This window comes from Bradyrhizobium sp. FW305-F6 (genome assembly GCF_058782905.1).
The window spans coordinates 388,145-400,368 of sequence record NZ_JBYSYD010000002.1 but is presented as its reverse complement, the minus strand read 5'-3'; the positions used below and the strand labels follow the sequence as shown (position 1 = coordinate 400,368).

Sequence of the window (12,224 nt, the reverse complement as noted above, 5' to 3'; positions counted from 1 at the left end):
CGATGGACCTGTCGCTGATCATCATGCAGCTTCTCTCCGGGATCGCCCTTGGGGCGGTCCTGGTGATCACTGCGCTTGGGCTCACGATCGTGTTCGGCATGCTGGGGGTGGTCAACTTCGCCCACGGCGCGCTGTTCATGATCGGGGCCTACGCGGGGCTTTATCTGGCGTCGCTCACGGGAAGCTTCTGGTGGGGAATGCTGCTTGCCCCCATCCTGATCGGCGCTTTCGGCATGCTGATCGAGTTCGTCCTGATCCGCAGGCTTTATGGACGCTCGATCGACGATCCGCTGCTGCTCACCTTCGGCCTCAGCTACATCCTGGTCGAGGGCGTGCGCATCGTGTTCGGCAGCGACGGCATCCCATTTCCGACGCCGTCGCAGCTGATCGGCGTGCTCGATCTCGGCATTGGGTTCTTCCCGCGCTACCGTCTGTTCGTCATCGTGTTGGTGGCGGTGGTGCTGCTGGCGCTGTGGCTGACCCTGGAGAAGACCCGCGTCGGCCTGATCGTGCGCGCCGGCGCCCGCGATCCCACCATCATGCAGGTGCTCGGTGTCGACATAGGCCGGGTCTGGCTCGCGATCTTCGGACTTGGGGTGGGACTTGCCGCGCTTGGCGGCGTGCTCGCAGGGCCCATGCGCAGCGTCAATCCGGAGATGGGCTCGCTGGTGCTGGCCGAGGCCTTTGTCGTGACCGTGATCGGTGGGCTCGGTTCGATTGTCGGCGCGGTCGTCGCCGGACTCATGGTCGGCATTTCCATCAGCATGGTCGCCCTGTTCGCACCTGAAATGGCGACCATCGTGATGTTCGCGCTGATGGCGGTGGTGCTGTTGATCCGCCCGCAGGGTCTGTTCGGCGTGAGAGGGAGGACCGCGTGACGAGATCATCGAGCGGCGAAGCCCTCGCCAAGCCGGCGCCGGACGGCCTCGGCCGGATTCTGGAGCATCGCGTGCTGCTCTCCATTGCCGTGCTTGCCTTGCTGCCCTGGCTGTTGCCGTCGAAAGCGCTGGCCGTCAACGTCCTGATCTATGGCGTCGTGGTGATGGGCTACAATCTGCTGTTCGGCTACACCGGGCTGCTGTCGTTCGGTCAGGCCGCCTTCTTCGGCGCGGGCGCCTACTTCACCGGCATTGCGATCGGCCGCTACGGAGTCCCCTGGTTCGCCGCAGTGCCTGTGGCCGTTCTTCTCAGCACCTGCCTGGCCGCCGCAATCGGCCTCGTGTCGACGCGCACCCGCGGCATCTATTTTTCGATGGTCACGCTCGCGCTCGCCCAGCTCGTCTACTACGTGGCGCTGCAGGCGTCCTCCTTCACCGGCGGCGAGAACGGCCTTCGCGGCTTCACCGTCGACCGTATCAATCTGCTCGGCTTCCAGATCAACTTCCTCGATCCCGTCAACAAGTACTACGTGCTGATGGCCTTCGCGGCGCTGGCGATGTGGTTCCAGTCGCGCATCCTGAACTCGCCGTTCGGAGCCGTCATCGAGGCGATCCGCGAGAACGAGCAGAGAGCGCGGGCCTGCGGCTACGACGTCGAGCGCAGCAAGCTGGTCGTGTTCATGCTGTCGGGTGCGATCTCGTCGCTCGGCGGCTGCATGCTGGCGCTGCATCTGTCGATCGTTCCGCTAGATATCCTGCATTACCAGACCTCCGGCATGATCGTGATGATGGTGCTGCTCGGCGGCGCCCGCAGCTTCTTCGGACCGTTCGTTGGCGCAGCCAGCTTTCTCATCCTGGAGGACGTGATCTCGCTCTGGACGCCGCATTGGCAGATTTTCGTCGGCGCGATCTTCGTGCTGTTCGTGCTCTTCCTGCCCAAGGGCATCTGGGGAACGCTGCTCGACGCCATCGGCATCGGAAAGGCACGACGATGAGCGGCGAGCTCCTACGCGCCGAAGGCATCGGCAAGCGCTTTGGTGGCTTCGTGGCGCTCGAAGGCATCACCGTGTCCTTTGCCGCGGGACAACTGACCTCGATCATCGGGCCAAACGGCGCCGGCAAGAGCACCTTCTTCAACATCCTTTCGGGTGTGCTGACGCCGACCTCGGGCAAGTTGCATTTCAGGGGGCGCGAGCTGAACGGCTTGCCGCAGCATCGCTTCGTGCATCAGGGCATCTCGCGCTCCTACCAGATCACGAACATCTTTCCGGATCTGTCCGTGCACGAGAACGTGCGCGTGGCCGCCCAGGCGTTGGTGGTGAGCTACGACATCTGGCGCAACCGGGCGCGGCTGGCTGAACTGGATGCACGCGCGGACGCCGCGCTGGAGGCAGTCGGACTGCTGACCAGGCGGAGCGAATTGGCAAAATTCCTGGCGCATGGACAGCAGCGCGCGCTGGAGATCGCGATCGCGCTGGTCTCCGAGCCGGAATTGCTGCTGCTGGACGAGCCGACCGCCGGCATGGGGCCGGAAGAGACCAAGGACATGGTCGCTCTGCTCGAACGTCTCGCCGACAAGCGCACGGTGCTGCTGGTCGAGCACAAGATGAAGATGGTGCTCGGGCTCAGCAAGCGTGTCGTGGTGTTGCATCACGGCCGCCTGCTGGCAGACGGCGCGCCCGACGAGATCCGGAGCAATCCGGAAGTCCGCCGGGTCTATCTCGGACAGAGTGAGGGCTATGGCTGAGACCGCGCTGCTCGAAATCGACGATCTCCATGCCTGGTACGGCACCAGCCATGTCCTTCATGGCATCTCCCTGCGCGTGGACCCGGGCGAGGTGGTCGCCCTCGTCGGCCGCAATGGCGCCGGCAAGACCACGACCTTGCGCGCGATGATGGGGCTGATGCCGAAGGCGACGGGCCGCGTGCGATTCGAGGGCAGGGAACTGCTGCCGCTTCGCGCACATCAGCGCTTCCACCTCGGCCTCGCTTACGTGCCCGAGGAGCGCCGCATCGTCCCAGGCCTGTCCGTGCGCGAGAATCTGCGGCTCGGCCTAGTCGCAGCCGGCGGCGAGATCGAGGAGCGCGCGGCGATCGACGAGATCGCCGAAACCTTTCCGCGCCTGAAGGAGCGTCTCGATCAGGAAGGTGTGACGCTCTCGGGCGGCGAGCAGCAGATGCTGGCGATCGCCCGGGCGCTGATCGCAAAACCGAAGATGATCCTGCTCGACGAGCCCTCCGAGGGCATCATGCCTGTTCTCGTCGAGGAAATGGGCGTGCTGTTCCGTGGCCTGCGCGAACAGGGCAAGACGCTGCTCCTGGTGGAGCAGAACGTCGAGTGGGCGTTGCGGCTCGCCGACCGCGCCGTCATCATCGATCAAGGCGAGGTCGTTCATCAAAGCAGCGCGGCGGCGCTACTCGCGGACAAGGATATCCAGGAACGCTACTGCGCGGTGTGATCTCAGGCCACGACCTTGGCCCCGGCACCATCGAGGCGCGCGCTTTCCTTCGCCAGATAGTCGCCGATCGCATCGCCCGGCATGGGCTTGGCGAAGTAATAGCCCTGGATGTAGTCGCAACCCAGCCGGCGCAGGGTGTCGAGCTGAGCGCGAGTCTCGACGCCCTCGACGACGCAGGCGATCTCCATGTCGTCGCACAGGCCCGTGAGCGACTTGATGATCTTGTAGCTCACGGGATTGTCGTTGATGTCGGAGACGAAGCTGCGGTCGATCTTGATCTTGTCGAGCGGGAGCCGGTGCACATGGCTCAGCGAGGAGTAGCCGGTGCCGAAATCGTCCAGCGACACGCCGCAGCCCATGGCCTTCAGCGTCGCGATCGACTGCTGTGCGCGCACGAAGTCGAAGGTGACGGCGGTCTCGGTGATCTCGAAATCGATGCGGCGCGGCGGCATTCCGCTCTTCTCGATGATGGAGATCAGCGGCAGGATGCCTTCGGCCGCGCAGACGTCATGGGCCGAGAGGTTGAACGAGAGGCGAATGTGGTCGGGCCACGTCCTGGCGGTGGCGAGCGCGCGCACCAGCAGCGCTTGCGTCAGCGGCCGGATCAGGCCGATGCGTTCGGCGGCCGGGATGAAATCGGCGGGGGAAACCAGGCCAAGGCGGGCGCTGCGCCAACGGGCGAGGACCTCGAAGCCCGCGGTGTGCTCGCTCATGGCATCGACGATGGGCTGGAACACCAGATCGATCTCGGTGGTGAAATCGGCGATGCGCAGCAGGTTCTCGATGACACCGCGGCTCCGGATCTCCGCCTCGAGCTCGCTCGAGAAGATCATTGTGCGGCCGCGCAGATGGCGCTTGGCGTGATAGAGTGAGTAGTCGGCGCACTCATAGAGCGCTTCCGATGACGTCGCGGAGTCCGGGTACGATGCAAAGCCGATCGAGCACGACAGTCCGGTATGGGCGGTGTCGAGCTGATAGGGCAGCTTGACCTGGGCGCCGATGCGTTCGCCGAGGCGAAGCAGGTCCGTATCCTCGTGGTCGCCGCACACGACGAGGCCGAACTCGTCGCCGCCCAGACGCGCAAACTCCACCCGCTGCGGGCCAAAGCCCTCGCAGACCTCGCGGATGCGCCGACCCGCTTCGATCAGCACGCGGTCGCCGACCGAGTGGCCGTAATTGTCGTTGATCGGCTTGAAGCCGTCGAGATCGATGATGCCGACCGCGACGCGGACGTGCCTGCGCTCGGCATCGGTGAAGGCGCTCGACAGCTCGGCGAAGAAGCGGCGGCGGTTCGGCAGCTCGGTGAGGGAATCGAGATTGGCGAGGCGGAAGTTCTCGTCCGAGAGCGCCTGCGTCGCGGCCTGTTGCGCGAGCAGCGACTTGCGGCTGGCGACGAGATCGGCGAAGTCGCGGTAGTAGATGAACAGCACCGTCACCATCGCGCCGGAAACCAGGAGATTGTTGACCGCGATCGCCTTCAGCGTCGGCTCGCCCGTGGACAAGAAGAACAGCACATAGGGCACGTTGACGATCAACGTGACGATCAGCGCTGCGGAGCGCAGATGCATCAACGTGAAGATGCAGGCGATCACGGTGACCGCCATGTAGAATGCGACTTGGCTCTTGGCGAAGGCATCGCCGTAAGGGTAGAGAGCGAAGGACCAGGCGGTGAAGCCGGCGCCGATCGGCAAAGTCAGCCAGTTGGTGGCGCGCAGATTGCTCAGGATGTCGGCATCGCTGCGCACACGGCGGCGCTGGCGCAGCCACCAGACGGTCCGCAACCCCGCGAGCGCGGCCAGCACACCAGGCACGATCATCGACAGCCAGTCCGGCGCGACGTTCACATACGTATAGGCCACCGCGATCGTGCTGCTGATGAGGATGAAGTAGAGCAGCGGGATTTGCTTGGAGAACGCGTCGAACTGCGCGCGCGTCAGGTCCGGATTGTCGGCAGGAACGCGAAACAATTGCGCTGCGGCAGCAAGGTGAGACTTCAAATCGGCAATCGGCATCGAAATACGGGCCCCCGCATCCCCTGAAAACGCCGGCGATCTTGCACGGCACGGGTAAAGGGCGCGTTAGGTCGCCTCGTGCGGGAGGCCAGCACAGGTTGCCGCAGCGTGCATCGGGTGAGGACGCGTTAAGGATATCCGCCGCCGGAACGGCAAGCTTCTCGTGCACAATTTGCCGGCAATCGCTGCAGCTACGATCTGCTAACCATGGTGCCCGGCCGTTGCGAGCATATGCGATCTCCCGGGGGCCACCGCGGCCGCAGCAGAAGGGATCAGGCGAGAACGGCTTGGCGCTGGCGCGCGGGCTCGCGGACCCGTTCGATCGGCCTTGGCTCGACGAGCCGTGTGAAACTGCGATGGCTGGCCTGTACGGGTGCCTCGACGATGACGCCCTCGCAGACGATCTGTCCGCCGAGCATCCTGAATTCGAGCTTGTCGTATCGCGGCATCGTCTCGCCGGGCGCCGGCGGCAGCAGCCCGACACTACCCTGGATGTTCAGCGCGGCCTCGCCTGTTCCGTAAAGCCGTGGATTCCACATCCTGCTCCCCGTCTCGGCCCAACGCTGCCGGATCAGCGCGGCGCGATCGGCGGGCTCCGCGGCTTTGGCGCGAGCTTTCGGTGCGCTGCGGATCTCTGGCGAAGGAGACGCGAGAGTCGGACCGGGCTCGATATCGGGGACGCCGCTGGATGAGTCGTTGGCCGCCGTCGCAATGGCCGTGGCGAGCGGAACATCGTTTGCCGGGACCGGCGCGATCTCGACCAGCGCTGGTTCGCTATCGGCACGGGGTTCAGAGACAGCAGCCGCGACGCTATTGGCATCGCCGAGCAGGACCGGGATTGCTTCGACGGCGACCGTTTCGACATCGGCGGAAGCGTCGGGCGAGGGGGCAGCCTCGATGACGGCATCAGCGACGTCAGTCGAAGCGGTCGCGACGTCTGATGATGAAGCCCCAACCTCCACTGCGACGTCGGAATGGATCTCGGCGGGCGATGCATCGCCAATGATGGCGAGGTCCGCCTCTCCAACTGGCTCGTGCTCCGCGTCGGCCAATGAAACCAGTGTCTCCTCGGCGACCGCCGACGTCGCGTGCGCCTCGATTTCCGTCGTTCTCTCCGGAGATGAGTCGTCGCTGATACAGATATCGTCGGACGGATTCTCCGCGACGAGAGACACAGCCGCACCGTTCTCCGAGACTGGAGCTGTGGCGGCAAGATCAGTCTCGCCGCGCACAGGGGCGGTGCAGCTCTCGGCGATGGGAGCTTGTGCTGTGGCCGCGACATCATCGGCTATTGCGGGCGAAGCGTCCGCGGCGGTCGGCACGACCTTGATGCTGCCGTTGTCCGGCAAGGGCCGAAGCCGGGTCAACGCCCAGTTCACCGCAGGGATGCGGCGCAGCAACGATATCAGTCTCGAAAGCACTGGGAGTTGTCCAAGAGGTACTCGGCGTGAGGCAATCGCTGATTCGCCAGCAACGAGAAAACCTGCCCCGGCCGTCACACTCGTGTCAATGTAGGGAGGACCAATTGCAGAACATCGCCCATTTACTGCGTGGGGTGAGTTTCATCGCACTTTGCGGGCGTGCGATCCGCTTTTGCCGATGCAGGTGCTGCTTGGAGTGAGAGGGGACGCCTGTCCCCTCTCGGGATCGATCGTCAGGTCATTTATCGGAGCCTGCGCTGCCGGAGCCCGCGCTTCCGCCGGCCTGGCTACCCATGTTGTTCGTGTTGCCGCCGGTCGACGGCTGCTGCCCTTTGCCGTCGCTGACTTCGTTCTGCATGTTCGACGCCCGTCCCGTCGTCATGCCCTTGGTTGCGGGGCCTCGCGATGAGGGGCCCACGTCGCTTTGACCGGACGCGCCCGGTGCAGGTTGTGTCTGGGCGGAGGCGCTACCCGTTGCCAGCGCCACGATACATGCGGATGCCAGGATGATCTTTTTCATGGGACTCTCCTTGACGTTTACGTCCTGAGACAATCCGCCTGTGCTGAAATCGTTCGTTCGACCTGACGCTGTTGCTCTGGCGCGATGCCGCGGCCCCGCGTCCGCGTTCCTGCGTCCTCTGGCAAGGGAGAAAATCCGTCAATTCGGGCAGGGAGCAGCCCAAATCCTGCCGCGGCGCGGCTGGGCCGGCTGTATTCCGTCCATGGATGCATTATGGGAACAGGATCGGGTCGCGCTGGCCCATTGGCAGTGCTAGACCCCGGTGCAGGAACAATGGGCCGGGCCGCCAAGGGCACGCGCCGCAAGGATGAAAGGATGTGACGCAATGATCCAGACCGTTGGCATCATCGGGGCAGGGACCATGGGGAATGGCATCGCGCAGGTTTGCGCCGCGGCCGGGCTCTCGGTCGTGATGGTCGATATTTCCGATGCGGCGGTGAATCGCGGGCTTTCGACCGTGGGCGGCAGCCTCGAGCGGTTGGTCAAGAAAGAGAAGATGTCGGCGGCCGACCGCGAGGCGGCGCTCAAGCGCATCACCGGCACCACCGACCGGGCGAAGCTGGCGGATTGCGACCTGGTCATCGAGGCTGCGACCGAGAACGAGGAGCTCAAGGTCAATATCCTGAAGGATCTCTGCGCCACCCTCTCGCCGCGCACGCTTCTCGCAACCAACACGTCGTCGATCTCGATCACCAAGCTTGCAGCCGCTACCGATCGTCCGGACCGCTTCATCGGCATGCACTTCTTCAACCCGGTGCCGGTGATGGCGCTGCTCGAGCTCATTCGCGGCCTGCAGACCTCCGATGACACCCATGCCAAGGCGCTGGATTTCGCCAAGCGCGTCGGCAAGGTGGCGATCACGGCCAAGAACAGCCCGGGCTTCGCCGTCAACCGCATCCTGTGCCCGATGATCAACGAGGCGATCTTCGCGCTCCAGGAGGGAATCGCGACGGCGGAAGAGATCGACGCCGGCATGAAGCTCGGCTGCAACCACCCGATCGGGCCGCTGGCGCTCGCCGATCTCGTCGGGCTCGACACCATGCTTTCGGTGATGGAGGTCTTTTACAAGGGCTTCAACGACCCCAAATATCGTCCAGCACCGCTGCTGAAAGAGATGGTCGATGCCGGTCATCTCGGCCGCAAGACCGGGCAGGGGTTTTATACGTATAGCGCCTGACCAAGGCAGTGGCGGCGGGCCCGAGCGCCCGCCGCCAGAGCCCCGGCAATTTGCGCTGGGACAAAGACGCCCTGCGCGACGTGCCCGACAAAGCCGATGGGGCGCCTGCGGGAACAACGGAACGATTGCAAGGACATGTCGGATCGACTGAAGGCCGAACGGGAAGCTGCGGCCGCGCGACGGAACCTGTTGACCCAGGATGCGATCGAGCGCACCGGGATCACCGAGGAAATGATCGGAGAACTCGTGACCCGTTTCTACGGGCGTGTGCGCGAGGACGCGCTGCTGGGGCCGGTCTTCGCGGTCGTGCGGGACTGGGACGAGCATCTCTCCAAGCTCCGGGATTTCTGGTCGTCGGTCGTGCTGACGAGCGGCCGTTATCATGGTTCGCCGATGCGGGCGCACCTGCCGCTGAATTTGGCCGGCGGCCATTTCGACCGCTGGCTCGACCTGTTCGAACAGACCGCGCGCGAAGTCTGCCCGCCCAACGCGGCCGCGCTTTTCATCGATAAGGCGCGTCGCATCGCCGATAGCTTTGAGATGGCATCGGCGACGGTCGCAGGCCGCATCGCTTCGCCGCGCCACGTTCTCAGGCCGTGAAAGCGAGAAAGCCCGCTTAAGCGAGCCAGTGCGCCTCGTAACGCGTTGCACCAATTCCAGCAGCATCGGTCTGATCTGCAAAATCATCATGCCGCTCGCGCAATGCGACGTAGATTGTCGAAAACACGTTTGCTTGCGTTCATGCTCGTTCAATCAAAGCGAGTAAGGCCATATTGATGCACTGCGGCGCCAATTCTTCGCCTTGTTTTCGGCTGAGTCCCAGCGCCTGCTAGCGGGATGGCTCGCACATCGTTCGATATCCATTCTTCATCCTCCGAGAGTGTTATGGGACCCGAAGTCGACGCGGGTTCTGAGCAGACGCGCCGAACGATGCTGCTGGGTGCGCTTGCCACCACGGCCTGTCTCGGCTGTTCCACTGGAGCTCGCGCAGGTGAGGATCCGCCCGGCTCTGACGAGCGGCCGCAGAAGGGCGACCTGCTCGTCTTCTCCGACGGTGACCGGGAAGGCAAGCTCGTCACCGCGGCCGATCTCAAGGTCGGCGCACCACCGGTCCATGCCTGGCCGAAGGATCCCAACACATCGGTGGTGCGCAGCGGTTCACGGCTCAACGAGATCCTGATCATCAAGCTCGATCCCGCCGAACTCGACGAAAAAACCCGCGCGCGCGCCGTCGAAGGCATCATCGCCTATTCGGCGATCTGTTCGCATGCGGGCTGTCCCGTTACCGCCTGGGTGAAAAGCGATGTCGGCGACAAGGTGGTGTTCAAGTGCATGTGCCACAACTCCGAATTCGATCCGCGTGCCGGCGCGCAGGTCGTGTTCGGGCCGGCGCCGCGGCGGCTCGCGGCGTTGCCCCTGGCGCTGGCTGACGGATCGCTCAGCATCGCCGGCAACTTCATCGGAAAGGTAGGTGGCGCGCAGCCAGGATGATGGACGTTGCGGGCTCTGCCCGCGTCACGAGAGGCGGCCGCCTCCGCCCACGGGCGGACGAGGGGACGACGACAAGAATCCACAACAAGAATTCAAAACAAGAATTCACACGGATGAAAAAGGGGAACGTCCATGAGAACTTCCATCACCGGGAAGCAATGGTTACTGTCCGGCTTCGTCGCATTCACCTGTCTCGCCTCGAGCGCCGCCGTGTCAGGCCCGATCGAGAACTATGCTCCGGTCACCGCGCAACGCTTGGAGAATCCCGAGCCGAGCAACTGGATGCTCTACCGTCGCACTTATGATGGGCACGGCTACAGCCCGCTCGAACAGATCAACACCTCCAACGTCAAGAACCTCACGCCGGTCTGGACCTTTTCCACGGGCGTGGTCGAGGGGCACCAGGCCCCGCCGATCGTCAACAACGGCGCGATGTTCGTGACGACTCCGATGGGGCAGGTGATCGCGCTGAACGCGAAGACCGGCGACGAATATTGGCGCTACAAGCGGCAGCTTCCCGACGATCTCTTCCAACTGCATCCGACCAACCGCGGCGTCGGCCTGTGGGAGGACAAGCTCTACCTCGCGACCACCGACGACCATGTCGTCGCGCTCGATGCCAAGACCGGCAAGGTGGTGTGGGATACCAAGGTGCAGGATTACAGGAAGGGCCAGTACCTGACGCTGATGCCGTTGATCGTCGAGGGCAAGGTCATCGTCGGCGGCTCCGGCGGCGAGTTCGGCGTGCGCGGCTATGTCGTCGCTTATGATGCCAAGGACGGCAAGGAGCTGTGGCGGACCTACACCATCCCCGGCGAAGGTGAACCCGGTCACGACACCTGGCAGGGCGACGACTGGAAGAATGGCGGCGGTTCGGCCTGGATGACCGGCAATTACGACAAGGAGACCAAGACGATCTATTGGGGCGTCGGCAACGCCGCACCATGGCCCGGCGACTCGCATCCCGGCGACAATCTCTACACATCCTCGGTGCTCGCGCTGGATCCCGACACCGGCAAGATCAAGGCCTATCACCAGTATCATCAGAACGATTCCTGGGACTGGGACGAGGTCGAAGCGCCGATGCTGATCGACCTGCAACGCGATGGCCGCACCATCAAGAGCCTGGTGCATCCGGGACGCGACGCGATCTTCTGGGTGCTCGAGCGGACGCCGACCAAGATCAACTACGTCGCCGGCTGGCCCTTCGTCTTCACCGACGTCTGGAAGGGTATCGACGAAACCGGCAAGCCGATCGTGGATCCCGCGCACAAGCCGGTGCTCGGCAAGCGCGTCGAGTTCTGTCCGTCGCTATGGGGCGGCAAGGACTGGCCGTCGGCCGCCTACAGCCAGAGGACCGGCCTCGTCTACGTGCCGGCCAACGAGAACTTCTGCGGTGGCTTCACCGGCGAGAAGGTCGCGCTCAAGCCGGGCGAGCTCTGGCTCGGCACCAAACCGGAAGACATCGGCCTGACGACGAAGCCCGGCGCCGATCATTTCGGCGAGCTCCAGGCCTGGGATCCCGCCACGGGTAAGAAGGTCTGGCAGCACAACTTCCCCAAGTCGCAACTGTTCGGATCGGTCACCGCGACCGCGGGCGATCTGGTCTTCGTCGGCGGGACCAACGACCGCTATTTCCGTGCCTTCCATGCCAAGACCGGCGAACTGCTGTGGGAGCAGAAGACCAACTCCGGCATCGTCGGCATGCCGGTGTCCTATGAAATCGACGGCACGCAGTATATCGCGATCCAGTCGGGGTGGGGCGTCGACGCACAGCGCATCCAGGATGCACTCGTGACCAACAACATCGGCATCGAAGCCAACGTGCCGCAGGGCGGGGTCGTCTGGGTGTTTGCGCTGAAGAAGTAGCTCCGCAGGCGGATCGAAAGACGCGGAGCGTGGGGGCGAATGCGGCGGACGGCAACGTCCGCCGCATTCGTGTGAGACACGGATAGTTGCCGGCCGGGATGGCACGACGCGGGCAATGCCTCAGATCGCTATTTGCCCATACGCTCGACCTTGTCCTTTTCCTTCTGGTTCATCTCACGGATCTTCGGGTCCGGATTGTGCTGCCCCGTGGTCTGGGTGGTCGAGGCGGGCGGGGCATTGGCGTTCGGCAGCGAGGTCTGGTCCGGCGTGCCGGGGCGCGTGGCGCTGGTCGGCGGCGGCGTGCTGCCTTGGGCGAATGCGCCGGAGGCCGTCAAAAGAAAGGCGCTCGACAGCGAGATTGCGAGCGCCTTGGAGATGTTGGTCATCGATCTGCTCC

At 64.3% G+C, this 12,224-nt stretch carries 12 protein-coding genes; 8 read left to right on the top strand and 4 right to left on the bottom strand.

The window, feature by feature from the left end:
• Positions 1 to 2 precede the first annotated feature (2 nt).
• From AC3WLX_RS13150 to AC3WLX_RS13135, 4 genes are read left to right on the top strand one after another with little or no spacing between them, the layout of a single operon-like run.
• A complete protein-coding gene (locus AC3WLX_RS13150; protein ID WP_492336249.1) occupies positions 3 to 878 on the top strand; it encodes a branched-chain amino acid ABC transporter permease in 876 nt (291 codons plus the stop codon).
• Positions 875 to 1,873, top strand: coding sequence for a branched-chain amino acid ABC transporter permease (locus AC3WLX_RS13145; RefSeq protein WP_492336248.1), 999 nt, complete (start codon positions 875 to 877; stop codon positions 1,871 to 1,873). The genes AC3WLX_RS13150 and AC3WLX_RS13145 overlap by 4 nt, the downstream gene beginning before the upstream one ends.
• Positions 1,870 to 2,625, top strand: coding sequence for an ABC transporter ATP-binding protein (locus AC3WLX_RS13140; protein WP_492336247.1), 756 nt, complete (start codon positions 1,870 to 1,872; stop codon positions 2,623 to 2,625). Before AC3WLX_RS13145 ends, AC3WLX_RS13140 begins: the two co-directional genes overlap by 4 nt.
• On the top strand, positions 2,618 to 3,337 hold the full coding sequence (locus tag AC3WLX_RS13135) for an ABC transporter ATP-binding protein (RefSeq protein ID WP_492336246.1): 720 nt from the start codon (positions 2,618 to 2,620) through the stop codon (positions 3,335 to 3,337). Before AC3WLX_RS13140 ends, AC3WLX_RS13135 begins: the two co-directional genes overlap by 8 nt.
• 2 nt (positions 3,338 to 3,339) lie before the next feature.
• On the opposite strand, the gene AC3WLX_RS13130 is transcribed toward AC3WLX_RS13135, so the two are convergent.
• The 3 genes from AC3WLX_RS13130 to AC3WLX_RS13120 all read right to left on the bottom strand — a co-directional run bounded on the left by AC3WLX_RS13130 (position 3,340) and on the right by AC3WLX_RS13120 (position 7,290).
• Positions 3,340 to 5,349 (bottom strand): putative bifunctional diguanylate cyclase/phosphodiesterase, encoded by a 2,010-nt coding sequence (locus tag AC3WLX_RS13130; RefSeq protein ID WP_492336245.1) that lies wholly within the window; start codon positions 5,347 to 5,349, stop codon positions 3,340 to 3,342.
• Between the two features lie 272 nt (positions 5,350 to 5,621).
• Positions 5,622 to 6,770 (bottom strand): hypothetical protein, encoded by a 1,149-nt coding sequence (locus AC3WLX_RS13125; protein WP_492336244.1) that lies wholly within the window; start codon positions 6,768 to 6,770, stop codon positions 5,622 to 5,624.
• Between the two features lie 238 nt (positions 6,771 to 7,008).
• On the bottom strand, positions 7,009 to 7,290 hold the full coding sequence (locus AC3WLX_RS13120; protein WP_492336243.1) for a hypothetical protein: 282 nt from the start codon (positions 7,288 to 7,290) through the stop codon (positions 7,009 to 7,011).
• A 325-nt stretch (positions 7,291 to 7,615) separates the two neighbouring features.
• Between AC3WLX_RS13120 and AC3WLX_RS13115 the strand changes: the two genes are divergently transcribed.
• From AC3WLX_RS13115 to AC3WLX_RS13100, 4 genes are all read left to right on the top strand, one after another.
• Complete coding sequence (locus tag AC3WLX_RS13115; protein WP_492336242.1) at positions 7,616 to 8,467, top strand: 3-hydroxybutyryl-CoA dehydrogenase; 852 nt, start codon at positions 7,616 to 7,618, stop codon at positions 8,465 to 8,467.
• 135 nt (positions 8,468 to 8,602) lie between these two features.
• Positions 8,603 to 9,067: a group III truncated hemoglobin gene (locus tag AC3WLX_RS13110; RefSeq protein ID WP_492336241.1), complete on the top strand. Its 465-nt coding sequence runs from the start codon at positions 8,603 to 8,605 to the stop codon at positions 9,065 to 9,067.
• Positions 9,068 to 9,304: 237 nt separating this feature from the next.
• Positions 9,305 to 9,958 carry a QcrA and Rieske domain-containing protein gene (locus AC3WLX_RS13105; RefSeq protein ID WP_492336240.1) on the top strand — a complete coding sequence of 218 codons (654 nt, stop codon included), beginning with the start codon at positions 9,305 to 9,307 and terminating at the stop codon, positions 9,956 to 9,958.
• Positions 9,959 to 10,090: 132 nt separating this feature from the next.
• Positions 10,091 to 11,827 (top strand): methanol/ethanol family PQQ-dependent dehydrogenase, encoded by a 1,737-nt coding sequence (locus tag AC3WLX_RS13100; RefSeq protein WP_492336239.1) that lies wholly within the window; start codon positions 10,091 to 10,093, stop codon positions 11,825 to 11,827.
• A 128-nt stretch (positions 11,828 to 11,955) separates the two neighbouring features.
• Here AC3WLX_RS13100 and AC3WLX_RS13095 read toward each other — a convergent pair whose 3' ends face one another.
• On the bottom strand, positions 11,956 to 12,213 hold the full coding sequence (locus tag AC3WLX_RS13095; RefSeq protein WP_492336238.1) for a hypothetical protein: 258 nt from the start codon (positions 12,211 to 12,213) through the stop codon (positions 11,956 to 11,958).
• Between the last annotated feature and the right edge of the window lie 11 nt (positions 12,214 to 12,224).

Coding starts and splice junctions, on each gene's coding strand:
- AC3WLX_RS13150 (WP_492336249.1), top strand. CDS start 3: ATGGACCTGTCGCTGATCATCATGCAGCTTCTCTCCGGGATCGCCCTT.
- AC3WLX_RS13140 (WP_492336247.1), top strand. CDS start 1,870: ATGAGCGGCGAGCTCCTACGCGCCGAAGGCATCGGCAAGCGCTTTGGT.
- AC3WLX_RS13135 (WP_492336246.1), top strand. CDS start 2,618: ATGGCTGAGACCGCGCTGCTCGAAATCGACGATCTCCATGCCTGGTAC.
- AC3WLX_RS13130 (WP_492336245.1), bottom strand. CDS start 5,349: ATGCCGATTGCCGATTTGAAGTCTCACCTTGCTGCCGCAGCGCAATTG.
- AC3WLX_RS13120 (WP_492336243.1), bottom strand. CDS start 7,290: ATGAAAAAGATCATCCTGGCATCCGCATGTATCGTGGCGCTGGCAACG.
- AC3WLX_RS13115 (WP_492336242.1), top strand. CDS start 7,616: ATGATCCAGACCGTTGGCATCATCGGGGCAGGGACCATGGGGAATGGC.
- AC3WLX_RS13110 (WP_492336241.1), top strand. CDS start 8,603: ATGTCGGATCGACTGAAGGCCGAACGGGAAGCTGCGGCCGCGCGACGG.
- AC3WLX_RS13105 (WP_492336240.1), top strand. CDS start 9,305: ATGGCTCGCACATCGTTCGATATCCATTCTTCATCCTCCGAGAGTGTT.
- AC3WLX_RS13100 (WP_492336239.1), top strand. CDS start 10,091: ATGAGAACTTCCATCACCGGGAAGCAATGGTTACTGTCCGGCTTCGTC.
- AC3WLX_RS13095 (WP_492336238.1), bottom strand. CDS start 12,213: ATGACCAACATCTCCAAGGCGCTCGCAATCTCGCTGTCGAGCGCCTTT.